This window comes from Pseudomonas sp. Z4-7 (genome assembly GCF_051131965.1).
Taxonomy (GTDB): Bacteria; Pseudomonadota; Gammaproteobacteria; order Pseudomonadales; family Pseudomonadaceae; genus Aquipseudomonas.
Window position 1 is genome coordinate 3609004 of the sequence record NZ_CP071642.1, and the last position, 23931, is coordinate 3632934.

General features: G+C 62.5%; 17 protein-coding genes. 16 read left to right on the forward strand and 1 reads right to left on the reverse strand.

Going from position 1 to position 23931, the window contains the following annotated elements:
• Positions 1 to 205 precede the first annotated feature (205 nt).
• The gene (locus J3P91_RS16180) at positions 206 to 559 is read left to right on the forward strand and encodes a hypothetical protein (RefSeq protein ID WP_434601054.1); all 354 of its coding nucleotides are present in this window, start codon (positions 206 to 208) and stop codon (positions 557 to 559) included.
• Between the two features lie 154 nt (positions 560 to 713).
• On the opposite strand, the gene J3P91_RS16185 is transcribed toward J3P91_RS16180, so the two are convergent.
• A complete protein-coding gene (locus J3P91_RS16185; RefSeq protein ID WP_434601056.1) occupies positions 714 to 2867 on the reverse strand; it encodes a WG repeat-containing protein in 2154 nt (717 codons plus the stop codon).
• 243 nt (positions 2868 to 3110) lie between these two features.
• On the opposite strand from J3P91_RS16185, the gene J3P91_RS16190 reads away from it, so the two are divergent.
• From J3P91_RS16190 to J3P91_RS16260, 15 genes are all read left to right on the forward strand, one after another.
• Entirely contained in the window at positions 3111 to 4139 is a 1029-nt protein-coding gene (locus tag J3P91_RS16190; RefSeq protein ID WP_434601057.1) for a LacI family DNA-binding transcriptional regulator, read from the forward strand.
• A gap of 145 nt (positions 4140 to 4284) precedes the next feature.
• Complete coding sequence (locus tag J3P91_RS16195; protein WP_434601059.1) at positions 4285 to 5067, forward strand: sugar phosphate isomerase/epimerase family protein; 783 nt, start codon at positions 4285 to 4287, stop codon at positions 5065 to 5067.
• Positions 5060 to 6040, forward strand: coding sequence for a sugar kinase (locus J3P91_RS16200; protein ID WP_434601060.1), 981 nt, complete (start codon positions 5060 to 5062; stop codon positions 6038 to 6040). The genes J3P91_RS16195 and J3P91_RS16200 overlap by 8 nt, the downstream gene beginning before the upstream one ends.
• A gap of 82 nt (positions 6041 to 6122) precedes the next feature.
• A complete protein-coding gene (locus J3P91_RS16205; RefSeq protein ID WP_434601062.1) occupies positions 6123 to 7418 on the forward strand; it encodes an MFS transporter in 1296 nt (431 codons plus the stop codon).
• Positions 7419 to 7434: 16 nt separating this feature from the next.
• A complete protein-coding gene (locus J3P91_RS16210) occupies positions 7435 to 8412 on the forward strand; it encodes a 2-hydroxyacid dehydrogenase (protein WP_434601063.1) in 978 nt (325 codons plus the stop codon).
• A 465-nt stretch (positions 8413 to 8877) separates the two neighbouring features.
• Positions 8878 to 10584 (forward strand): ATP-binding cassette domain-containing protein, encoded by a 1707-nt coding sequence (locus J3P91_RS16215; protein WP_434601065.1) that lies wholly within the window; start codon positions 8878 to 8880, stop codon positions 10582 to 10584.
• Positions 10585 to 11316: 732 nt separating this feature from the next.
• On the forward strand, positions 11317 to 12276 hold the full coding sequence (locus J3P91_RS16220) for an AAA family ATPase (protein ID WP_039589986.1): 960 nt from the start codon (positions 11317 to 11319) through the stop codon (positions 12274 to 12276).
• Positions 12277 to 12285: 9 nt separating this feature from the next.
• The gene (locus tag J3P91_RS16225; protein WP_434573652.1) at positions 12286 to 13230 is read left to right on the forward strand and encodes a DUF58 domain-containing protein; all 945 of its coding nucleotides are present in this window, start codon (positions 12286 to 12288) and stop codon (positions 13228 to 13230) included.
• Positions 13227 to 13721 carry a DUF4381 domain-containing protein gene (locus J3P91_RS16230; RefSeq protein WP_434601066.1) on the forward strand — a complete coding sequence of 165 codons (495 nt, stop codon included), beginning with the start codon at positions 13227 to 13229 and terminating at the stop codon, positions 13719 to 13721. Before J3P91_RS16225 ends, J3P91_RS16230 begins: the two co-directional genes overlap by 4 nt.
• Positions 13714 to 14793, forward strand: a complete 1080-nt coding sequence (locus tag J3P91_RS16235; protein ID WP_434601068.1) for a vWA domain-containing protein — start codon at positions 13714 to 13716, stop codon at positions 14791 to 14793. The genes J3P91_RS16230 and J3P91_RS16235 overlap by 8 nt, the downstream gene beginning before the upstream one ends.
• Positions 14790 to 16523, forward strand: a complete 1734-nt coding sequence (locus tag J3P91_RS16240) for a tetratricopeptide repeat protein (protein WP_434601069.1) — start codon at positions 14790 to 14792, stop codon at positions 16521 to 16523. Before J3P91_RS16235 ends, J3P91_RS16240 begins: the two co-directional genes overlap by 4 nt.
• The gene (locus tag J3P91_RS16245; protein WP_434573645.1) at positions 16520 to 18157 is read left to right on the forward strand and encodes a BatD family protein; all 1638 of its coding nucleotides are present in this window, start codon (positions 16520 to 16522) and stop codon (positions 18155 to 18157) included. Before J3P91_RS16240 ends, J3P91_RS16245 begins: the two co-directional genes overlap by 4 nt.
• 253 nt (positions 18158 to 18410) lie before the next feature.
• Complete coding sequence (locus J3P91_RS16250) at positions 18411 to 19655, forward strand: exonuclease SbcCD subunit D C-terminal domain-containing protein (protein WP_434573643.1); 1245 nt, start codon at positions 18411 to 18413, stop codon at positions 19653 to 19655.
• On the forward strand, positions 19652 to 23293 hold the full coding sequence (locus tag J3P91_RS16255) for an AAA family ATPase (protein WP_434601071.1): 3642 nt from the start codon (positions 19652 to 19654) through the stop codon (positions 23291 to 23293). The genes J3P91_RS16250 and J3P91_RS16255 overlap by 4 nt, the downstream gene beginning before the upstream one ends.
• Complete coding sequence (locus J3P91_RS16260; protein WP_434601073.1) at positions 23290 to 23892, forward strand: glutathione S-transferase; 603 nt, start codon at positions 23290 to 23292, stop codon at positions 23890 to 23892. The genes J3P91_RS16255 and J3P91_RS16260 overlap by 4 nt, the downstream gene beginning before the upstream one ends.
• Positions 23893 to 23931: the final 39 nt, after the last annotated feature.

Below are 23931 nucleotides of genomic sequence, written 5' to 3' on the forward strand. Positions count from 1 at the left end.
CTTAACGAGTGCGACAATGTGCCTGCTTGCAACGCTGCGACATATTCGGTCATCGGCAAGCGTTATGACCGCTCCGCATCGAACAACCCTAGCAGCCTGGAGCCCAAACGGCACCCGAAGGTGGTAATCCTGCAGAAAATCGTCCGGACTGGCAGAATTCCCTTTTTCGCCCCCGCAAGGCTCATCGAGCCAGGAGCCCTCCCCCATGCAAATGACCACCGCCCTGCTGATCGCCAACCCGTGCGACGAAGAAGAGGACAACATGGCCATGCTGTGCTGCCACAGCAACCAGGGCGACATGTTCCTGATGACCCGCTATCCCGACGAAGACGAACTGGAGATCACCCTCGACGGCGAGCCTTCGACGTTGGAAGGCGTCAAGGTCACCCTCAGCCCAACCTTGTTGAAAATCGAAATCGCCGCGGCGGATGCCGATGCACTCAACGGTGATGACGTGCTGGAGATAACCTACGACGCAAACGTGACGGATCTGGCGGAAGTCGAACTGACATTGCAGAACATCCTGAAGGGAACCGGTACTTACATCAGCCAGCTCTGAGCTCCCCGTGGCGAGGGAGCTTGCTCCCGCTGGGTTGCGCAGCAACCCCAAAACCAGCTATCACAAATCTGCCAGGGAACCCGCATCGGCCGACTTGCGACTGCTGCGCAGCCGAGCGGGAGCAAGCTCCCTCGCCACAGGGGGGGGGACGGCTTTATTCGCCGTCTTTCACCAGATTGCCATCCGCGTCATACACCAGATATTCATCGCTATCACCCGGTCCCCTTACATAATAACGGGCGTCATTGCCGTTATCCGGCACCTTCATGCTGGTATAGGAGCCCAGTTTCTTGAACAGTTTGTTGTCTTGACTGATCAACACCAGGGCAGAACCACCACCGGCCCGGGTGGCGGCTGCGTAGCGGGTCTGGAAGGCGTTGAGCCGGTCGTACTCCAGCGGAACCTTCAGCGTGCCGGCCAGGTCGATGGCACCGTAGCTGCCATCGCGCCCGACCACCGCCATGCCGTTGGAAAACGGCTCCACCTCGTCATAGGGCAACTTGATAGGCAGTCGCGCGCCCTGGCGATTGATAAACGCGAACTTCTTGCTTTTAACCTCCTGCACGAGCAGCGGTTGCTGCCCCACGAAGCGACCTGACGTGTTGTATCCCTCGGGGTTGATCCGCTTGCCGTCCAGGTTGTAGACATCCTGCCGGCTTCGATCGGCGGAGCTGGCGTAGAGGTAACCCTCGCTGTGCTCGATGCCGGAAAACTGCGCTGGCAGGATTTCCTTACCCTCCAGGGTATAGGCGCCGTAAAGGCCTTCCATGAGATCGGTGCGTTTGCCGAGACGGGCAATGAACACCTTGCCGGCCACGGTGGGGTTGACGAATTTCATCGGCAAGATGAAACGATGCTTCCTGGCATCGTAGAGCCCATAAGGGCCGTTGGTTTCTCGCTCCACCAGCAGCAGGCCATCGCTCAATGCCTCGGCGATGTACTCGAATGGCAGATCGACGAGCTTGTTGCCGCCCGCGGGGAAATAGGCGAACTGGCTGCGCAACGCCTGCCCGTCCGACTCCGGGTCGCTGGGCTTAGCGGCTGAAAACAACGTGTAGGCATCCGCCATCAGGCTGTCCTGTATCTGTACCCAACGGGGCTTGATGAGCCACTGGCCGGCCTCATCGATAAAGCCGTAGCGCTCGGTGTCTCGGTCAAGCGCGATGTAACGCGCCTGTGGCGCAAGGACGTTGTTGACCTGGCCGAATTCAACGCTGTTGTCTTCCAGCGGCTCGAGCACATGAATGACGATACGTTGCGGGGTGGCCTCGAACTGGTACTCGACCTCGGTGTTTTTCAACGGCCCCACCTGGGCGACAAGCGCTTCGGTCAGGCGCTCCAGCTGTTGTTGCACCGCCTGGCCGGTCTTGAGTTGCTTGAGATCATCCTTGGTCTGCTGCAGCGCTTGGTAATAATCCTGCAACGCTGCGATATCGCTCTCGGAGGGAAACGTCCGCGAACTGCTGCCGTTGCTGTAGAGCGCCTTGCCCGTCCCGTCCAGGCCCTGCACGACGAAGGTCGACGACTTCGGCGTGCTCAAGCGCACGGAGGCGCTCGCGTCGCCCAAGGCGGTGAGCTGGAAGGATTGACCGTCGTCCAGCGTCACTTTCGGCTGATCCTTGTCCAGTTGCACTTTCCTGAACGCCGGATAGCTGCGGTAAGCAACCGTCAGGCCGATACTCGCCAATGGCTTGTTGACATCGATCAGGAAGGCGTCATGGGACGCGATCATGTCGTCAGACTCAATTTCGGGGGGTGCCTTGAGTTCGGCGAAGGCTTTTTCGCTGCCATCACGAAAGCGCAGGCGTTGCGGCAGGTACCGCTCGGCCACTGGCTCGTCCGGGGTGCCGGCGCGCTTCCAGAGCGGATCGAGGCTGCTGGTGTCGAGCCTTGCTTCGGAGCCATCGGCAAACAGCCTCTGGGCAAAACGCAGGCCTTGGATCGTCGCCAGTTCAGCTTTCAGCTGCGCGCTGGTGAACGGGACAAACAGCGGCTCGTATTGCAACGACTGCTCGCCGGCAGACTCGCTCGTTTCGATGGACAAGCTCAGTTGCGCATCGCTCACCAACTCCAGGGACCGCAGGGTTTGCCCGGTGTCCTGAAGCAAATAATTGAGGCGCTTTTCCACCTCGGGCAACGCCAGCGTGCCGATGTCTTCCACGCCCCCTTCGTTGAGTTCCCCGGCGACAAAACCTTCGTCTTGCGGCGCGCCGCTGTGACGAAACAGGGTGTAGGACGTACCGCCTACCACCAATACGATCACACTCAATATCGACAGCAATCTCAAACGAGGCTGGGTAAGGTTCATGGTGGCTTCGGCAGTCAAGGGGCTGGGAACGTCAGGCAGCTAAACACAAGGCCTGGCGCGCTGCAAATCGCCTGCCTGGCCCGGTTCTGACAAGACCTGCCTGAAGCGCCGCCACGGCCCCGCGGCTGCGAAGCACCGTTGGTCGCTCCTGTGACGCGCCGCCCTTGACGCCCGATGAGCTTCTGGTGTCTCCTGAAACCGGTTTCAGAACCGCTAATAAATCCAATAAGCAGGTTTAAATCCGTGACTTCTTTCTCCGCCGCCCAGCGCAGCCGCGTGACCATGCTTGATGTCGCCGAGCGCGCCGGGGTCTCCAAGGCCAGTGTCTCGCGCTTCATTGGCGAAGACCGCGCCCTGCTCTCCGAAGCCATCGCCCGGCGCATCGAGCAGGCGATCGACGAGCTGGGCTACCGGCCCAACCAGATGGCCCGCGGCCTCAAGCGCGGGCGCACCCGCCTGATCGGCATGCTCGTGGCCGATATCCGCAACCCTTATTCGATTGCCGTGATGCATGGCGTGGAAACCGCTTGCCGTCGCCACGGCTACAGCCTGGTGGTGTGCAACACCGACCGTGATGACGAGCAGGAACGCCAGCACCTGGCGTTGTTGCGCGCCTACAACATCGAAGGGCTGATCGTGAACACCCTGGGTCATCACCGCGACGAACTGTTCGAGCTGCGCAGCGAAATGCCCATGGTGCTGGTGGATCGCAAGGTCGACCGGCTCGACACCGACCTGGTCGGGCTGGACAACCCGGCGACCGTCGAGATGGCCCTCGATCACCTTGACCAGCGAGGCTACCGCGACCTGCTCCTGGTGACCGAGCCATTCGATGGCACGAGCTCGCGGATCGAACGGGTCGAGAGTTTCAAGACCGGCATCCAACGGCGTCCAGCCCTGGCCGGGGCCGTGGTGGAAACCGGCGATCAACTCCTCCCGCGCATCAAGACCTTTCTCGCCCAGCCGGACCGGGGCCCCAAGGCGCTGTTCTGCGCCAACGGCATCGCCGCGCTGGCCGCCACTCAGGTATTGCGCGACCTCGGTTGCCATTTGTTCAACGACATCGGCCTGATCGCCCTGGATGACCTGGATTGGTACCCGTTGGTGGGCAGCGGCATCACCGCCCTCGCCCAACCCACCGCTGAAATCGGCGCCCGTGCATTCGAATGCCTGCTCAAGCGCTTGCGCGGTGACAACGGGCCGGTGCAGACCCTGGATTTTGCGGCGCGGTTGATTGAGCGCGGGTCGACGCTGAGGAATGGTCGGTGTTGAGGGCGCTATCGCGAGCAAGCTCGCTCCCACAGGAGATTTGCAGGTGTGCTAGATCCAGTGTGGGAGCGAGCTTGCTCGCGATGAGGCCCTCAATGCCCCCCTTTTTTTGAACAAAACTGAAACCGGTTTCAGAGGTACAACAACAATGACCAGACCACACGTTTCCATCAGCCTATCCAGCTTCGGCGCCGACCTCGTGCGCCAACGCGGCCAAGGCAGCTTCGTCGAACTGCTGGCCGCCGCCGGTGCCTCGCGCATCGAATGGCGAGAGGAACTGTTCACCCACGAACAGCCCGACGAGCTGGCTGCTGGCGCCCGGGCTCAAGGGCTGGCAAGCATCTATTCATCGCCGCTCGAACTTTGGCTGCTCGGCCAACCCAGGCCCAATCCAGCTTTGCTGATCGCCTTGCAACGTTGCGAGGCGTTCGGCTCGTCCTGGCTGAAAGTGTCCCTCGGCCACTTCACCGATTCCCATGACCTCTCGGCCCTGGCGCCAATATTGGCGACAAGCCCGGTGCAACTGCTGGTGGAAAACGACCAGACCCTGCAGGGCGGACGGATCGAACCCCTGCAGCGTTTTTTCACGGCAGTTGAAGCACAGGGGTTGCCCGTCGCCATGACCTTCGACATCGGCAACTGGCAGTGGCAGGACCAATCGGCCACCGTGGCGGCGCGCCAACTCGGGCGGCATGTGGCCTATGTGCACTGCAAGGCCGTGGCCAGACGTGACGACGGCAAGCTGATCGCCGTGCCCCCGGCGCTGGCAGACCTGCACCTGTGGGAACAATTGCTCAAGCACATGCCCGTCGGGGTGATGCGCGCCGCCGAGTATCCGCTGCAAGGCGACGACCTGGCGCAACTGACCGCTGAACATGTCGCCACCCTGTCCCGCCTCGGACAATCGCGCCGGGAGACTGTCCATGCCTGAGTTCGATGTATTGTCGTTCGGCGAAACCATGGCGATGCTGGTGGCCGACCAGACCGGCGACCTGGCCAGCGTCGACCAGTTTCACAAACGCATCGCCGGGGCCGACAGCAATGTCGCCATCGGCTTGGCGCGGCTGGGTTTCCAGGTGGCCTGGCTCAGCCGGGTCGGCGCCGACTCCCTGGGACGCTTCGTGGTGCAGACGCTGGAGAAAGAAGGCCTGGATTGCCGCCACGTGGCGGTCGATCCGGCGCACCCCACCGGATTCCAGTTCAAGTCCCGCACCGATGACGGCAGCGATCCGCAGGTCGAGTATTTCCGTCGCGGCTCGGCGGCCAGTCACCTGTCGATCGATTCCATCGCACCGCCCCTGCTCCGCGCCCGTCATCTGCACGCTACCGGCATCGTCCCGGCGCTGTCGGACACAGCCCGCGCGATGTCCTTCGAATTGATGAGCCGCATGCGCGAGGCCGGCCGCAGCCTGTCGTTCGACCCCAACCTGCGCCCGAGCCTGTGGGCCAGCGAAGCGTTGATGATCAGCGAGATCAACCGCCATGCCGCCCTCGCCCACTGGGTCTTGCCGGGCCTCGGCGAAGGTCGGTTGCTGAGCGGTTTTGACGACCCGGCCGACATTGCTGCCTTTTACCTGGACCAAGGTGCCGAAGTCGTGGTGATCAAGCTTGGCCCGGACGGCGCCTACTACCGCACCCAGCTGGACCAGGGATTTGTCGCCGGCGTGCCGGTGTCCAGAGTAGTGGACACGGTGGGCGCCGGCGATGGTTTTGCCGTCGGCCTGATCAGCGCGTTGCTCGAAGGCCGCGACGTCAGCGAGGCGGTACAGCGCGCCAACTGGATCGGCAGCCGCGCGGTACAGAGCCGCGGGGACATGGAAGGCTTGCCGACGCGCCAAGAATTATTGGCTGGATTTGAAACTGCCGATCGCGAGCAGGCTCGCTCCCACAAGAGCCGCCGCTGACCCTGTGGGAGCGAGCCCGCTCGCGAAAAAGCCACCGCAAACGCACCTGCTGAACAAAAACAACAAGCTCAGGAGTCACAACATGCAAACGCTCAATCTCGCCACCCGCCGCTGGTGGTACATCATGCCCATCGTGTTCATCACCTACAGCCTGGCCTACCTCGACCGCGCCAACTATGGCTTCGCCGCCGCGTCGGGCATGGCCGAGGATCTGATGATCACCCCGGGGCTTTCCTCGTTGCTCGGCGCACTGTTTTTCCTCGGCTATTTTTTCTTCCAGGTGCCGGGAGCGATCTACGCGCAAAAGCACAGCGTCAAGAAGCTGATCTTCGTCAGCCTGATCCTCTGGGGCTCGCTGGCGACCCTCACTGGTGTGGTGTCCAACGCGTACTGGCTGATCGTGATCCGCTTCATGCTCGGCGTGGTGGAAGCCGCCGTGATGCCGGCGATGCTAGTCTATCTGTGTCACTGGTTCACCCGGGCCGAACGCTCGCGCGCCAACACTTTCCTGATCCTCGGCAACCCGGTGACCATGTTGTGGATGTCAGTGGTCTCAGGCTATCTGGTGGAGCAATTCGACTGGCGCTGGATGTTCATCATCGAGGGACTGCCGGCGGTGCTCTGGGCCTTTGTCTGGTGGCGCCTGGCCGATGATCGCCCGGCCCAGGCCAAGTGGCTCAGCGACCAGGAAAAACAAGACCTGGAAACCGTGCTGGCGGCCGAACAGGTCGGCATCAAGGCAGTGAAAAACTATGCCGAGGCCTTCCGCTCGCCCATGGTGATCATCCTGGCCCTGCAGTTTTTCTGCTGGAGCATCGGCGTCTACGGGTTTGTGCTGTGGTTGCCGTCGATCCTCAAGGCCGGCCTGAAAATGAACATGGTCGAGGCCGGGTGGCTGTCATCGCTGCCTTATCTGGCGGCGGTGATCGCCATGCTGATCGTCTCATGGGCGTCGGACAAGGTGCAGAAGCGCAAGCGTTTTGTCTGGCCGCCGCTGCTGATCGCCTCCATCGCCTTCTACGCCTCCTATTTGCTCGGGGCGGAACATTTCTGGTGGTCCTACGCCTTGCTGGTGCTTGCCGGCGCGTGCATGTACGCGCCCTACGGTCCGTTTTTCGCCATTGTTCCGGAAATCCTCCCGGCCAACGTCGCCGGCGGCGCCATGGCGCTGATCAACAGCATGGGCGCGCTGGGCTCGTTCGGCGGCTCGTACCTGGTGGGTTACCTCAACGGCTCCACCGGCTCCACCGGCATGTCCTTCCTGCTGATGAGTGGCGCGTTGCTGCTGTCGGTGGTGCTGACCCTCGCCCTCAAGCCCGGCGCCAGTGACCGGGTCGTGTCCAAAACCGCGACGCCTCAGCCGGCGCCTGTCCGTTAACGAATCGGAAATCCCCATGAAAAAGCACGTGGTGTTGTACAAGAAACTGTCAGCGCAACTGATGGATCGCCTGCAAGCCCAGGCCCAGGTCACTCTCATCGAACACCTCGACGCCCAGGGCCTGGCGCAACTGCGCGACGCCCTGCCCAGCGCCCATGCCTTATTGGGCGCAAGCCTCAAGCTCGATGCCTCGTTGCTTGATCTGGCGCCGAATCTTGAGGCCATCGCCAGCGTTTCGGTCGGGGTCGACAACTACGACATCGATTACCTGAGCGAACGTCGGATCCTGCTTACCAACACGCCGGATGTACTGACCGAAACCACCGCCGATACCGGGTTTGCCTTGATCCTGGCTACGGCCCGACGCGTCGTCGAACTGGCCAATCTGGTTCGGGCCGGCCAATGGCAGCAAAGCATCGGCCCACGGCATTTCGGCAGTGATGTCCATGGCAAGACCCTGGGCATCGTCGGCATGGGCCGCATTGGCGAAGCCCTGGCCCAGCGCGGCCACTTCGGCTTTGGCATGCCGGTGCTCTATCACAGTCACTCGCCCAAGCCTGCGGTGGAACAACGTTTTAATGCGCGCTACTGCGAACTCGACACACTGCTGCAACAAGCGGATTTCATTTGCCTGACCTTGCCCCTGACTGCTGAGACCCAAGGGCTGATCGATGCACGGGCATTCGCGCAGATGCGCCCTGAGAGCATCTTCATCAATATCTCCCGGGGCAAAGTCGTCGACGAAACGGCAATGATCGACGCCCTGCGCAACGGGCAGATCCGTGGCGCCGGGCTGGACGTTTTTGAACGCGAGCCCCTGAATGCGGACTCGCCGCTGTTGCAGATGGATAACGTAGTGGCGACGCCGCACATGGGCTCGGCGACCCACGAGACCCGGGAAGCGATGGCGCGTTGTGCGGTGGACAATCTGCTGGCGGCGTTGGTGGGTGAGCGGCCGATGAATCTGGTGAACTCGGGGGCGTGGAAGGGCTGAGCGGTTTTTTCCACGTGGCGAGGCGCTCGTTTCCTCGCCACCGTTCCACCTACCGATTATTGACGCCTGACTGGCAATCTCCAGGCTTAAATCACGCTTGTTACTCTCGCGCCCTCTCCTTTCAAGAATGAGTAAACATCTCAAGCCGTTGAATTGGATAAGCAAAAAGGACAGTTTCAGCAGAGAGCTCGTTTTCCCACAGGCGCGTCCTACTGTTCACCAAGACCAAACCTACGCAAGCATCGGAAGTTGCACCCTAGCCCATCCATAAGCCTACTGTTATTAATTTTGCACTTGCACATAACCGTGCAAGTCAGGTGATCGCGACGCGACACTAAACAGAGGAATAAAATATCTGGGCAGCAAATGCTCTGACAAAACACCCTATGCAATTCCGACAAGAAAATTGCGCAACTGCTGATCCTCGAACCCTCTAAACAACCCGCAGATGGTCGTACGCACCCTATGCAAACATTTATTAGAACAGCCCGCAAAAAACATACGACACTTCTGTTAACGACCATCGCAACAATAATAACCCTCAAGTTAGTAGCGCTCGCCCCGCCCCTGCTTCTAGGGACCATCATCGACACGTTATATGGCAAAAGTGATGCAACGGCGAACACATTACTCATGCTAACGGCGGGCCTTGTCGCCACCGGATGCGCCCAAGCGATTATCAGCCCACTGCAAATCCATTTTCTATCAAAACTGGTTCAACAGGTTGTCATGGCCGCGTCTATTGAGTGGCTGACAAACCTGATGCGAAAGGAGTTTGCTCGATTCAACTCATGGCGAATAGGCCACTTCATAAAATCAGTCGAGCGTGGGATTAACGCTCACGAGCAACTATTGACATTTTTTGTCACCGTGGGACTGCCGTTGTGCCTGGAATTCCTGATTGTTGGCGGTGCGTTTTTTTACATGGGTGGCAGTGAAGTTTTTGCGGGAATGACCGGTTTAGGAATCATCTACCTAGCTGCTACCCACAGGATTATCAGATGGCGCAGAAAACACATTGATGCCGTCAACGAGCAGGAAGATGAATTGAGCGCTCATTTGTACAACACCCTCAATGCCGGCAAAGCAATAAAGCTGGAAAATGCCGAGCCCACCGCGATACAACCGTTAAACGAGGCTTTTAAAGGCTACGCCGACGCTGCGGTGGGCGCGGCAACCTCGGGTGGTTTTCTGAGTGCCGCCAAGATTCTGTTCGTTAGCCTCTCCACGGGTGGATTGCTGGCATGGGGGGTTATTGATCAGCTTTCGATCCAGCCCAGTATCAGTGTCGGTCAACTGGTCGCCATCTTTTCAATCGCCGGCAGCTATTTATTGAATATCGCAGCCTTGACGGACGGCTATCGAGTAACGGATCAGTTTCTTGCCGATCAGCGTCGACTTCAGAGCCTGCTTTCGCTCCCAAACTTTGACCATTGCGATCGGAAATCGGAGGTCTCTTTTCGGGAGACATCGACACTGACTCTGCTGCCATGCGGACTCACCGAAAACGACGACGTACGCCTGTCGATTACGCAAGCGCTGACTTTCATTCAGAATCAATCAGTGGCAATCATCGGTCAGAGCGGTGCAGGCAAGTCTACGTTATTGGAAGTTCTTGCCGGTCTGGACCTGGAAACGCGAAATCAGCTCAGTATCGATGGCACCCCGATTTCCCTATTGAACCCTCGCGTTCATTTGAATGCGTTGAGGTACTGCCCTCAACAACCGCGTTTTTTGGAAGGTCCCTTTGAACGCTCCGTTCTATTCGGCGCTAAATCGTCGCCTCGCCTCGACCGGGCAATACGGCGACTGCAGCTTCAAACAATCGTTTCTGACCGGACCATCGGTGAGCACGCATCGAATATTTCCGGAGGTGAAGCCAAGCGTCTGTCGCTGCTGCGTCTTATCAACAAGCCTGGACGATTCAACTTGTTCGACGAGCCTAGTGCATCAATCGAGCCCGGGCTGACCAATGCCTTATGGGACCTGCTGTTTGATATTTTCTCAAAACGCGGCTTGATCTGTGTCACCCATGATCTTGATCATCTGTTGCGCTTTGATCGGGTGATTGTCCTGCACAACGGTGCAATCGTTGACGACGGACACTGGCGGGAGCTGGTCAACAGGCCAGCAATCAAATTGTTGCTTGATGACATCAAGACCGGACCCTAGCCGAAATACGGGAAATAGACCTGAACTCCAGCTTTCTCTAGAAGCTCGGCTCCCTCGTATTAGCGGTGGATCAGGCGACATGGAGGCTGAATGGTCGGCCGTCTTCGCGAGCAAGCTCGCTCCCACATTGGGATTGGAACATAGCCGAGAGACAGGTCGGCCCTAAGGCCGCCTCGCGGTGGACGTTGATTTCGGCGCCCCGTTAACCACGCTGGCCGAACGCAGGCGTTGCGCAGTGGGCATCCCGGCATGGATGCCGGGATAGCCGCGCTGGGCCAGGGACGGCCCTTCGCGGCGGCCCACGGAGCAATGCCGGAGTGAGGGCTCACCGAGCCTGAGCGAGGTGCCGAGTGGTGGGGCAAAAGCGTTTTGCTTACTTTTGACTGGGCCGGCTTCCGGGCTTCATAAAAGTGAGCGCTGTAAAAGCGGAACCATAAGCAGCCATTACCGCAGCAACGGATATGTTCCCAGTCGACAAACCCCAGGCCAGCTGTCAGACCGCCATCGCGAGCAGGCTCGCTCCCACAATAGGATCGAAGTATGCCGTGAGAAACAGGCCGGCTGAATAAACCATCCAGGGTAGTTGTTTCCACACCACACCGAAGCCGATCACAAATCCGCACGCTCCATCAAAATCCCGTTAGTCGCCACCCCCCGCCATGCATTAAAGTATCGCCCCCAGCCCCGGCGTTATCCGAACGCCTGGGCCACCCTTTCCAGGAACAGTCACCGATGGAACATCGTGAAGCGCTGCTGGCGCTGCGAACCTTTCTTTCAACGCAGATTCTCGGCCAGGAAAAACTCATCGAGCGCCTGCTCATCGCCCTGCTCGCCGACGGCCACATGCTGGTGGAAGGCGCCCCCGGGCTGGCCAAGACCAAGGCGATCAAAGAGCTGGCCGAGGGCATCGAAGCGCAGTTCCATCGCATCCAGTTCACCCCCGACCTGTTACCTGCCGACATCACCGGCACCGAGATCTATCGCCCGGAAACCGGCAGCTTCGTGTTCCAGCAAGGGCCGATCTTCCACAACCTGGTGCTGGCGGACGAAATCAACCGTGCCCCGGCCAAGGTCCAGTCGGCCCTTCTCGAAGCGATGGCCGAGCGGCAGGTCAGCGTCGGGCGCAGTACTTATGAGCTGTCGCCGCTGTTCCTGGTGATGGCCACGCAGAACCCGATCGAGCAGGAAGGCACCTACCCGCTGCCCGAAGCACAGCTCGACCGGTTCCTGATGCACGTCAAGATCGGGTTTCCGGACGCCGCGGTCGAGCGCCGTATCCTGCAGCAGGCACGCGGAGAAGCGTTGAATGGCGAAACCAAGCCCGAGCGTCGCGTCAGCCAGCAGGCAATTTTTTCTGCCCGTAAGGAGATCCTCGGGTTGTACATGGCGGACGCCGTGGAGGAATACCTGGTGCAACTGATCATGGCCACTCGCAACCCGGCCAAGTTTGACCCGGAGATGGCCGAGTGGATCGCCTACGGCGCCAGCCCGCGGGGCTCGATTGCCCTGGACCGCTGCGCCCGGGCCCACGCCTGGCTGGCCGGACGCGACTTCGTCAGCCCGGAAGACATCCAGGCCGTGCTGTTCGACGTGCTGCGCCATCGCATCATTCTGTCGTTCGAAGCCGAAGCCGCCGGCATCGACCAGGATCGGGTCGTGCAGCGGATTCTCGACGTCGTCGCTGTCGCTTGAGCATGAATCATGAATAACCCACTGGCGCCCGTCCCGGGCATCCGCGTCAGCCTCTCGGAGCTGATCGAGATGCGCCATCGCGTGCGCGAAGTGCAGTTGTTCTCCACCCCTGGCCAGCGCAGCCCGCTGATCGGCCTGCACCATTCCAAGCTGCGCGGGCGCGGAGTGGACTTCGATCAGGTGCGGGTCTACCAGGCCGGCGACGACGTGCGGACCATCGACTGGCGCGTCACCGCCCGAACCCAGGAGCCCCACACCAAACTGTTCCATGAGGAACGCGAACGGCCGATCTTCATCATGATCGAGCAAAGCCACCGCCTGTTCTTCGGTTCCGGGCAGGTCTTCAAGTCGGTGCTCGCCGCCCAGGCCGCCAGCCTGATCGGCTGGGCCGCGCTGGGGCACAACGACCGGGTCGGCGGTCTGGTGTTCGGCAATAACAGCCACTACGAGGTCAAGCCTCGGCGCAGCAAACAAAGCCTGCTGCAGCTGCTCAACCGCCTGGTGCGCGTCAATCAGTCGTTGCACACCGAAGGCGAGTCGGACCGCGATTCCTTCGGTGTCGCCTTGCGCCGGGCCCGGGAAGTCCTGCGGCCCGGCAGCCTGGCGATCGTGATCTGTGACGAGCGCGCCCTCTCCGACGGTGCCGAGCAGCAGTTGAGCCTGCTGTCGCGTCATTGCGACCTGCTGTTGCTGCCGCTGTCCGACCCGCTGGACCACGCCCTGCCTGCCGCCGGCCTGCTGCGGTTTGCCCAGCGCGGTGAGCAATTGGAGCTCGACACGCTGAACCTGGAACTGCGCCAGACCTACCGCGCCCAGGCCGAGGCGCGCCTGGAGCGCTGGGAAATGCTGGCGCAGAAGCTGCGGATCCTGATGCTGCCCTTGAGCACTCAAGGCGACATGGTCGAACAACTGCGCGAGTACCTGAACCCCAAGCGCCCAGGGAAAACCCGATGAGCAACCTCGATCAGCTGCAGCCGCTGATGGCGCCGCCGCCCATCGGTTTCTGGCCGCCCGCGCCGGGCTGGTGGATGTTGTTGGTGTTATTGCCATTGCTGGGCCTGGGCTTGTGGCAGTTGCGCCGTTTCATTCCCGCCAAGCGCACTGACGACCGCGCCGAACAACCCCTGGATCCGGTGCGCCTGGCCGCGCTGGCCGAGCTGGCGCGGTTGCCCAAGCCCTACGACGGCGCGCCGGCCGGCGCCTGGCTGCAGCAACTCAACGGGCTGCTCAAGCGCCTGTGCCGCAACCATTATCCCTACAGCCAGAGCCATACTCTCAACGGGCGCAAATGGCTGGCCTTCCTCGACAACCGCTGCCCGGCCGCCGGCCTGACCCGCTGGATGATCCTTGTAGAAGGTGCCTACAAGCCCGAATGCAAGCTTGACGACAAAGCCATCGCCGGCCTGACGCAAGCGGTCGAGACGTGGATTCGCAAACATGTTTGAGTTCGCCTGGCCGTGGATTTTCGCCCTGCTGCCGCTGCCCTGGCTGATGCGAATGGTGCTGCCCGCAGCGGACAGTGGCGAACCGGCACTCAAAGTGAGTTTCCTCGAGGACCTCGAAGGGCTGGTCGGGCGCCGGGCCCGGGCCAATCTGCCGACATGGCGCCAGCAGGCGCCTTTCATCCTGCTTTGGTTGTTGCTGCTGATCGCCGCCGCCCGCCCGCAGTGGCTGGGCGAGCCGTTGCCGATTGCCGCCAGCGGTCGCGACCTGCTGGTGGCGGTGGATGTCTCCGGGTCCATGGATTTTCCTGACATGCAGTGGAAAGACGAGGACATCAGTCGCCTGGCGCTGGTCCAGCACATGCTCGGGGATTTTCTCGAAGGTCGGGAAGGTGACCGGGTCGGCCTGATTCTGTTTGGCAGCCAGGCCTACCTGCAGGCGCCGCTGACCTTCGACCGCCGCACCGTACGCCACTGGCTCGACGAGGCGCGCATCGGCATTGCCGGCAAAAACACGGCGATCGGCGATGCGATTGGCCTGGCCCTCAAACGCCTGCGGCAACGCCCGGCCAACAGCCGCGTGCTGATCCTGGTGACCGATGGCGCCAATAACGGCGGCGAAATCGACCCGCTGACGGCCGCCCAGCTGGCTGCCGACGAAAGCGTGAAAATCTACCCGATCGGCGTGGGTGCCGATCCGGAGCAAAGTGGCACGACCGGCTTTCTCGGTGTCAACCCAAGCCTGGATCTCGATGAAGCGACACTCAGGGAAATCGCCCAGGTCACCGGCGGCCGGTATTTCCGCGCCCAGGATGGCGAGCAGTTGCTGGCGATCAAGACCACCCTCGACCAACTCGAACCGGTGACCCAGCAGCCGACCCAGGCCCGTCCCGCCCAGGCGCTTTATCATTGGCCGCTGGCCGTTGCCTTGCTGTTGAGCATGTTGCTGGTGGTTCGTGAGCGCTGGCCGGACAACCCCTTGCAACGCCTGTTCACCCAGCCGCTGTTTCAACCCTCGCAAACCTCTGAATGGCGCCAGCGGCTCAAGCGCCTGCGACTGCGGAGGCGTCGATGATCGCGCTCTGGCCGCATTGGCTGCGTCCCGCTTTTATCTTGCTGCTGCCCCTGTTGGGCTGGCTGCTCTGGCAACTGTGGCACCGACAGAAACGCGTGGGCCGCTGGCAGATGATCCTGCCGCCGGCGTTCCATGCCGTGCTGCTCACCGGTGGCAGTGGTCGCGAAAGCAAGCTGCCGTGGATCGCCCTCGGGCTGGGCTGGCTGCTGGTGGTGCTGGCCTTGCTCGGCCCCAGCTGGACGCGGGTCGAACAGACCAGCCAGAAACCCGCCGATCCGCTGGTGGTGATTCTCGAACTGACGCCAGAGATGCTCGCCACCGACGTCCCGCCTACGCGCCTGGAACAGGCCCGGCGCAAAGTGCTCGACGTGCTGCAGAACCGCAGCGACGCGCAGACCGCGATCATCGTCTATGCCGGCAGCGCCCATACGCTGGTGCCGCTGTCCGACGACCTGGCCACCAGCGCCAACCTGCTCGAAGCCCTGGCGCCATCGATCATGCCGCAAGGCGGCCACCGTGCCGACCTGGCCGTCAACAAGGCCATGGCGCTGCTGGACCAGGCCGGGCTCGGCCACGGCCGGATCCTCTTGATCGGTTCATCCCTGAACGAGCAGGAACGCCTTGGCATAAGCCAGAGACTCGACGGTTCCGCCACTCGTTTGCTGATGCTCGGCATCGGTACGCGTGAAGGTGCGCCCGTGGCCCAGGAAGACGGCAGTTACCTGAAGGATGCCCAAGGCGCGATCCTGGTGCCGCGCCTGGACAGCCCAAGCCTCAAGTCATTTCTCGATGAGCTGGACGGCCGTTACCGTCCCGCGCACCTGGACGACAGCGACCTGCGCAGCCTGGGCCTGCTGGACGGTCCGCGCCGTCTGCGCAGCGATGGCGAGAAACTGCGCCTGGACACCTGGGCCGACCAGGGTTATTGGCTGCTGTTGCCGCTCCTGCTGCTGGCCGCCTGCGCCGGGCGTCGGGGCTGGCTGTTCTGCCTGCCGCTGCTGTTTGCGCTGCCGCAGACCAGCCATGCCTTTGAATTCGAGGACCTGTGGCTGCGCCCCGATCAACAGGGCCAGCACCTGCTCAAGCAGAAACGCCCAGCCGAGGCCGCCACCCGCTTCGAGGACAGCCAATGGCAAGGTGTCGCCCTCTACGAGGCCGGCCAGTACAGCGAGGCCGCCCGGCGTTTCGCTGAAGGCAACGATGCCCGCGCACATTACAATCGCGGCAATGCCCTGGCCCGCAGCGGCGAACTGGAGGCCGCGATCGATGCCTATGAGCAAGCGCTGGAATTGCAGCCGGACCTGCGCCCGGCGCAGACCAACAAGGCCTTGGTGGAAAGCCTGCTGAAAGAGCAGGCTGCGCCACCGGACACCGCCAAGCCCGACGAAAACCAGGACCCCGCGCCCACCGAGCAATCGCCGGATAGCGATACCCCGAACCAGTCGTCCGAGCCGGGCCAGCCTTCTTCCGAGGCGCCAGCGACGCCGGAGCAATCCCCGGCGTCCCAGGCGCCACCGACCCGCGCCGAGGACGTGCCCGGCAGCGAACTGCCCGACGAGCAGACCACCACCCCGCCACTGCGCCCGGCCGCGGGCCAGCGCAATGCCGAAGAGCAGCGCCAGGCACTGGAACAATGGCTGCGCCAGATCCCGGACAACCCGGGCGAACTGCTCAGGCGAAAATTCTGGTATGAACAGCAAAGCCACCAGGCTCAGGAAAAACACCAATGACCCGCTTCACCGCCTATCTCCTCGTCTTGCTGCTCTGGGCTGCCGGGTCCCAGGCCGCGCAGCTGACTGCCAGCGTGGACCGCAGTCGCCTGAACTCCGGGGAGACCGTCGAGCTGACGCTGGAGTCCAACGATGCCACGCTGTTCGGCAAACCTGACCTGAGCCCGCTCCAGGCACTGTTTGATGTGCGCGGTACCCGCCAGGTCAACCAGTTGACCACCCTTGACGGCGAGAATCGCGCCACTACCCGCTGGATCGTCACGCTGCTGCCGCGTCAAAGCGGCACGGTGGTGATCCCGCCGCTGCAACTGGGCGAAGTCAGCAGCCAGCCGATCACTTTGCAGGTGATCGAAAGCGAAACCCGCAACGCCTCTGGCACCCTCGCGCCGGTGTTCATCGAAGCCAGCCTCGACCAGCGCGAGGTGTACGTGCAGGCCCAGGCCATCCTGACGCTGCGCATCTACCATTCGGTATCGCTGTACGACGACAGCAGCCTGACACCGCTGCACATTCCCGATGCGCGCACCGAGCAACTGGGCGAATCGCGCACCTACGAAAAAGTCATCAACGATGTGCGCCACGGCGTCATCGAATTGCGTTACGGCATCTACCCGCAGCGCAGCGGCGAACTGGCGATCCCGGCCCAGACCTTCAGCGCCACGCTGGTTGAACCCACGGCCCAGGGCACCGCAGCACCGGGCGCCAAACCCGGCCAGTTGATGCGCGTCAGTTCCACGCAACTGCAACTGACCGTCAAGCCCAAGCCCGCCAGCTACCCGGCAGACCTCCCCTGGCTGCCGGCGCGCAGCTTGTCCTTGAGCGAAAGCTGGAGCCCGGAACCGACTCACAGCCAGGTCGGCGATTCGCTCACCCGCAGCCTGACCCTGGAGGCGGAAGGCTTGACCAGCGCCCAGTTGCCGCCGCTTCCGCCTACCGAAATCAATGGCCTGCGGCGCTACCCCGACCAGCCGGTGCTGAGCAGCCGCAGCAGCGAGCGCGGCCTGGTTGGCAGCCGCGAAGACCGCGAAGCCCTGGTGCCCAATCGTAGCGGCACCATCGAGCTGCCGCCCGTGGAAGTGGTCTGGTGGAACACCCTGGAAGACCACCTGGACCGCACCAGCCTGCCGGCCCGGACCCTGCAAGTGGCGAACAACCCGAGCCTGATGGTCGACACGCCGGCAGGCACCACTCAGATCGTCACCACTGTCGACAGCGAAACCCTTTGGTACTGGCAACTCAGTACGTTGATCCTGGCCTGCACGACGTTGCTCGGCTTCGGCCTGTGGTGGCGCGCGCGCTGGCAACCGGCGATCCTGCGTTCGGCCCAGGCCGGGCCGAGCCCACGCACACTGCTGGATGACCTCAAGCGCGCCTGCCTGGCCAACGACTCGCACGCCACCCGTCAGGCACTGGACGCCTGGGCTCGACAGCAGCCGGAAACCCTGGCCGACATGGCGGCGCGTTTCGTGCCACTGTCCGACGCCCTTGATGGCTTGAACGGCGCGCTCTACAGCGAAACCGGCCAGTATTGGCAAGGGGAAGACCTGTGGCGGGCGATCCGGACCATTCCGCCTCTGGAAGGAACGCCGGACGCTGCCAGTGATTCCAGCCTGCCGCCGCTCTATCCCAAATAACCCCGTTTTTGTCGCAGGACTTTTGTGGCGAGGGAGCTTGCTCCCGCTCGGTTGCGCAGCGACCGCAAAAAGCTGAGGGCTGCTGCGCACTGGAGCGCAAGCATGGCCCAGCGGGAGCAAGCTCCCTCGCCACAACAGCCGCGCCGGTCCATCCGACAAAGTTGGGCAGCCCCTGCCCCGCGTTTCCCAGTAAACTCTGCATTTTTGCGCCGCCTCTCCTCCCGCGGCCATCGTCTGTATTCTGGAGTCCGCCTTGCGTCTGTTTCACACCTCCGACTGGCACCTGGGGCAAAACCTCCACGGCCAGGATCGTGACTTCGAACACGCCTGTTTCCTCGACTGGCTGCTGCGTCAACTGGGCAGCGAAAAGCCCGATGTGCTGCTGATTGCCGGCGATATCTTCGACACCGTCAACCCACCGGTCAAAGCCCAGGAACGGCTGTACGACTTCATCGTCAGCGCCCACGAACAAAACGCCAACCTGACCATCGTCATGATTGCCGGCAACCACGACTCCGGCTCACGCATCGAACTGCCAGCGCCGTTGATGCGACGCTTGCGCACCCATGCCCTGGGCCGGGTGCTGTGGCTGGATGATGGACAACTGGACGTCGAGCGCCTGTTGCTGCCATTGCCCGACACCAAGGGCAAGGTCCGCGCCTGGTGCCTGGCGCTGCCGTTCCTGCGGCCGGCGGAAGTCACTGGCGCGCAGTTGGGGGATGACTACCTGCGCGGCATCGGCCAGGTCCATGAATGGCTGATCACCGCTGCCAACGACAAGCGCAAGAAAGGCCAGGCACTGATCGCCGTCAGCCATGCGCACATGGCCGGCGGCTCGGTATCGGAGGACTCCGAGCGCAGCCTGATCATCGGCAATGCCGAAGCGCTGCCCGCCAGCCTCTTCGGCCCGAGCATCAGCTACGTTGCCCTCGGCCACCTGCACAAGCCGCAGAAGGTCAACGGTGAAGAGCGCATCCGCTACAGCGGCTCGCCGATCCCGCTGTCGTTCTCCGAGATCGGCTATCGGCACCAGATCCTCGACGTCACCCTGGACGGCGAAACCCTGGTAAACGTCGAACCCCGACTGATTCCCCGCGCCGTCAACCTGCAACGCCTGGGCCCGGCGCCGCTGGCCGATATTCTGCTGCAACTGAAAGACCTGCCGGACATCGACCTGCTGGCGGACGTGCAGCGCCAGCCCTGGCTGGAGGTTCGAGTGCGCCTCGACGAGCCGCAGCCCGACTTGCGCCATCAAGTGGAGACGGCGTTGCAAGGCAAAGCCGTGCGGCTGGTGCGCATCGCCGCCGAGTACGCCGGCAACGGCAGCTCCAGCGGCGTCGAGGACGGCACCGCGCTGGTCGAACTGGACCAGTTGAGCCCGCAGGAATTGTTCAGCCGTGCCTGGCAGGACACCTACGGCAACGAAGTGGACGAACAGACCCTCAAGGATTTTGCCGTGCTGTTGCAAGACGTGCAGATGGAGAGCGAGCAGCCATGAAAATCCTCGCGATTCGCCTGAAGAACCTCGCCTCCCTCGCCGGGCCGTTTGAAATCGATTTCACCGCCGAGCCGTTGGCCAGCGCCGGCTTGTTCGCCATCACCGGCCCCACCGGCGCCGGCAAGAGCACGCTGCTCGATGCCTTGTGCCTGGCGCTTTTTGGTGCGGTGCCGCGCCTGAACAACACCGGTCGTGACGCCAAGGTGCCTGACGCCGACGGCGAGATCGCCACGGGCGATCCGCGCACGCTGCTGCGCCGTGGCACCGGCGACGGTTATGCCGAAGTGGATTTTCGCGGTATCGACGGGCGCCGCTACCGCGCTCGCTGGGAGGCCAATCGCGCCCGGGAAAAGGCCGGCGGCAAATTGCAGGCCAGCCGCCAGAGCCTGCGCGACCTGGACAATGACCAACTGCTGGCCAGCCAGAAAGGCGAATACAAGACCCAGCTCGAAACCGCCTTGGGCCTGAATTTCGAGCAGTTCACCCGCGCCGTGCTGCTGGCCCAGAGCGAGTTCAGCGCCTTTCTCAAGGCCGACGACAACGACCGCAGCGAGTTGCTGGAAAAGCTCACCGACACGGCCCTGTATACGCGTCTGGGCCGCCGCGCCTTCGACAAGGCCAAGCAGGCCAGGGAAATCCACAAGCAGTTGCAGGACCAGGCCACCGGCGTCACGCCGCTGGCCGCCGAAGCCCGCGCCGAGCTGGACCAACGCTTTAACGACGCCCAGCAACTGCTCAAGACCCAGCAGGCACAGCTCAAGCAATTGGAACAGCAGCACACTTGGCTCAGGGACCTGCGCCAATTGCAGGACGAACAGGCCAGCGCCGCCGAACAACTGCAACGGGCCCAGGCCGATTGGGCTGCGCTGGCCGACGAACGCCTGAAACTGACACGCCTGGAACAACTGGCGCCCCAGCGGCACCAATTCATCCGCCAAGCGGAATTGGATCGTCAGCTGGAGCCGCTGGCAGTCAGGATCCAGCAACTGACCCAGCAGCAAGTCGAGTTGCATGAGCAACAGGCCGAACTGGAAAAAGGCCTGGGCGTGGCGCAATTGGCCCTGGCCGCCGCCCGCCAGCAGAGTGCGGATAACGCACCGCTGCTACGCCAGGCATTCGACGAACAAAGCAGCCTCGCTCGCCTGGCCAGGGAAGCCGGCCAAGGCGCCGAACAGTTGCAACAGGTCCAGCAGGCTTGCACCGACGGCCAGCGCAGCATCGACACCCTGCTCGAACAGCAACGGCAGGTTGATGAGCGCCTGCAAAGGATCGCCGGCGAACTGGAACAAAGTACCGATCTCGCACCGCTGGGCGATGCCTGGTCCGCCTACCGCGATCGCCTGCAACAGTTGATGTTGATCGGCAACCGGCTGAACAAGGGCCAGGACGAACTCGCGCTGCTGGAACAAAGCGCCACTCGCGCCGCCGATGACCTGGCAACCCGCCGGCAAAACCTCGAAGTGCTCTACAAGGAAGCCGGGGCCGAACCGCAAGCGGTGGCGGAACAGATCCAGTTGCTCGGCAACCTGCTGCAAGACAATCGCAAGCAACTGCGTGCATTCGAGGAACTGACTCGGCTTTGGGCCAGCCAACAAGACCTGGACAAACGCAGCGCGGAGCTGGAGCGACGCCAGCAGCAAGCCTTGCAGGAGCGCGACCGGCTGGTGTCCGAAGGCGGCGAAGCCAAGGCCGAGCTGACCATTGCCGAACAGACCCTGACTGTCACCCGTGAACTGCTGGAACGCCAGCGCCTGGCTCGCAGCGAAAGCGTCGAGCAACTGCGCGAACAGTTGCAGGACAACCAGCCGTGCCCGGTCTGCGGCAGCGTCGAACACCCGTACCATCAGCCCGAAGCGCTGCTGCAAAGCCTCGGCCGATTCGATGAAAGCGAAGAGGCCAATGCGCGCAGAGCCGTCGACCTGCTCAATGAAAAAGTCATCGATCTGCGAGCGCAATACAGTGGGGTCATTGCCCAGCTCAAGGAATTCAAACAGCAGCAGGAACAACTCGCCGCCCAGCAACAAGGCCTCGCGCCAAGCCTCGAAGCCCATCCGTTGTCGGAGCAGTTGCTGGCTCAGGCGCCAGACCAGCGCGACGCCTGGCTTGCCCAGCAAAACAGCCAGTTGAACCTGCGCATCAGCCAGGACGAACAACGCCAGGCCGCCCTGCTCACCCTGCAACAGGACGCCGCGCGCCTGGCGCAGCAACTGCGCGAAGCGGAAACCGCCAGCCAGCAGGCGTCACTGCACCTGGGCAACCAGCAACAGGAAATGGCCCACGACCGCCAGCGCCTGGACGAAGAGCTCGGGCATTTCAGTGCGCTGCTGCCGGCCGATACCTTGCAGGCCCTGCGCAGCGATCCCGCCGCGACGTTCATGCGACTCGACCAGCAGATCACCCAGCGCCTGGCGCAACTGGAACAGCAACGCGAAGAGCTCGGCGAACAACTTCAACGCCAGCAAGCCCTGGAGAAAGAGCAGGACCGCCAGCAGACCCGTGTGCAACAACTCGAAGCGGCGCAGCAGCAATTCAACGCACTGAATGAACAACAGCAGACCTGCCAGCAAAAGCTCACGCAACTGCTGGGCGAACATTCCAGTGCCGAACAATGGCAGCAACAACTCGACCAGGCCCTGGAACAGGCCCGCCATGCCGAGACAGCGGCCGGTCAGCAGTTACAGGAGTTGCGCAATACCCTTGTGCAACTGGCTGCCGAGCTCCAGGCCCGGCATGAGCAGGCCCAGTTGCTTGAGGCCGAACAGCAGACGCTCGCCGCCGGCATCGCCCAATGGCGCGCTTCTCATCCGGAACTCGACGACGCCGCGCTCGATGCCCTGCTCGGCCTCGACGAGCAACAGGTCAGTCAACTGCGGCAACGCCTGCTCACCAGCGAAAAAGCCATCGAGCAGGCCCGCGTCCTGCTCACCGAACGCGAGCAGCGCCTGCACAACCACCAGGCCCAACACAACGGCAACCTGCCGCCTGAAGAATTGACCCAAGCCTTGGCGGTACTGCAGGAGCAGTTTGCCGCCAGCGAACAACGCTGCGCCGAGTTGCGCGCCGAACAGGCTGAAGACCAGCGTCGGCAGCACGCCAACCAGGTCCTGGCCCGACAGATCGAGCAGGCCTATGCCGAATACCAGCGCTGGGCGCGCCTCGACGCCTTGATTGGCTCGGCCACCGGCGACCGCTTTCGCAAACTGGCCCAGGCGTACAACCTCGACTTGCTGGTCCACCACGCCAACGCCCAGTTGCGCCAACTGGTTCGCCGTTACCGGCTCAAGCGCGGCGGCAGCATGCTTGGCCTGCTGGTAATGGACACGGAAATGGGCGATGAACTGCGCTCGGTACATTCGTTGTCCGGCGGCGAGACCTTCCTGGTCTCCCTTGCCCTGGCGTTGGGCCTGGCTTCGATGGCGTCCAGCACGCTGAGAATCGAATCGTTGTTCATCGACGAAGGCTTCGGCAGCCTCGACCCCGAATCGCTGCAACTGGCGATGGACGCCCTCGACGGCTTGCAGGCCCAGGGGCGCAAGGTCGCGGTCATCTCCCATGTGCAGGAAATGCACGAGCGAATCCCGGTGCAGATCCAGGTCCGTCGCCAGGGCAATGGGCTGAGCACGCTGGAGGTGAAATGAGCCGTGCCACGCTGTACTCCTTCCGCCGCTGCCCCTATGCCATGCGTGCACGCATGGCGTTGCGTTACAGCGCGGTCGAACTGACGATCGTCGAAGTCAGCCTGAAGGCCAAGCCCGCCGAGATGCTTGCACTCTCGAGCAAAGGCACGGTGCCGGTGTTGCAGGTCGATGGCCGAGTGATCGACGAAAGCCTGGAGATCATCAACTGGGCCTTGGCCCAACACGATCCGCAGGACTGGCAGCTACGGGACGATGCCAAGGCCCAGGCATTGACGGCAGCGTTGATCGAGGAAAACGACCAGGTATTCAAGCTTCACCTGAACCGCTACAAATACCCGGAGCGACATCCCGAATACACGCAGGAACACTACCGCAGCGAAGGCGAAGTTTTTCTGCGCAAGCTGGAAGGACTGCTTGAAACCCGGCCGTTCCTGGCGGCCAAACATCAGAGCCTGGCCGACGTGGCGGTGATGCCCTTCGTACGCCAGTTCGCCCATGTCGATCGCGACTGGTTTGCCGAGGCGCCCTATCCGCGATTGCAAGGTTGGTTGCAGAAATTCCTGGATTCCGAGCTGTTCGTAGCGATCATGGCCAAGTGAGCTACGTCGCCGTCGTGGCGAGGGAGCTTGCTCCCGCTG

What these genes read in the sequence shown, in the direction of transcription:
- J3P91_RS16225 (WP_434573652.1), top strand. Translation starts at nt 12,286, where the DNA reads ATGAATAACCCACTGGCGCCCGTCCCGGGCATCCGCGTCAGCCTCTCG.
- J3P91_RS16180 (WP_434601054.1), top strand. Translation starts at nt 206, where the DNA reads ATGCAAATGACCACCGCCCTGCTGATCGCCAACCCGTGCGACGAAGAA.
- J3P91_RS16255 (WP_434601071.1), top strand. Translation starts at nt 19,652, where the DNA reads ATGAAAATCCTCGCGATTCGCCTGAAGAACCTCGCCTCCCTCGCCGGG.
- J3P91_RS16230 (WP_434601066.1), top strand. Translation starts at nt 13,227, where the DNA reads ATGAGCAACCTCGATCAGCTGCAGCCGCTGATGGCGCCGCCGCCCATC.
- J3P91_RS16245 (WP_434573645.1), top strand. Translation starts at nt 16,520, where the DNA reads ATGACCCGCTTCACCGCCTATCTCCTCGTCTTGCTGCTCTGGGCTGCC.
- J3P91_RS16260 (WP_434601073.1), top strand. Translation starts at nt 23,290, where the DNA reads ATGAGCCGTGCCACGCTGTACTCCTTCCGCCGCTGCCCCTATGCCATG.
- J3P91_RS16195 (WP_434601059.1), top strand. Translation starts at nt 4,285, where the DNA reads ATGACCAGACCACACGTTTCCATCAGCCTATCCAGCTTCGGCGCCGAC.
- J3P91_RS16185 (WP_434601056.1), bottom strand. Translation starts at nt 2,867, where the DNA reads ATGAACCTTACCCAGCCTCGTTTGAGATTGCTGTCGATATTGAGTGTG.
- J3P91_RS16215 (WP_434601065.1), top strand. Translation starts at nt 8,878, where the DNA reads ATGCAAACATTTATTAGAACAGCCCGCAAAAAACATACGACACTTCTG.
- J3P91_RS16200 (WP_434601060.1), top strand. Translation starts at nt 5,060, where the DNA reads ATGCCTGAGTTCGATGTATTGTCGTTCGGCGAAACCATGGCGATGCTG.
- J3P91_RS16235 (WP_434601068.1), top strand. Translation starts at nt 13,714, where the DNA reads ATGTTTGAGTTCGCCTGGCCGTGGATTTTCGCCCTGCTGCCGCTGCCC.
- J3P91_RS16210 (WP_434601063.1), top strand. Translation starts at nt 7,435, where the DNA reads ATGAAAAAGCACGTGGTGTTGTACAAGAAACTGTCAGCGCAACTGATG.
- J3P91_RS16240 (WP_434601069.1), top strand. Translation starts at nt 14,790, where the DNA reads ATGATCGCGCTCTGGCCGCATTGGCTGCGTCCCGCTTTTATCTTGCTG.
- J3P91_RS16205 (WP_434601062.1), top strand. Translation starts at nt 6,123, where the DNA reads ATGCAAACGCTCAATCTCGCCACCCGCCGCTGGTGGTACATCATGCCC.
- J3P91_RS16220 (WP_039589986.1), top strand. Translation starts at nt 11,317, where the DNA reads ATGGAACATCGTGAAGCGCTGCTGGCGCTGCGAACCTTTCTTTCAACG.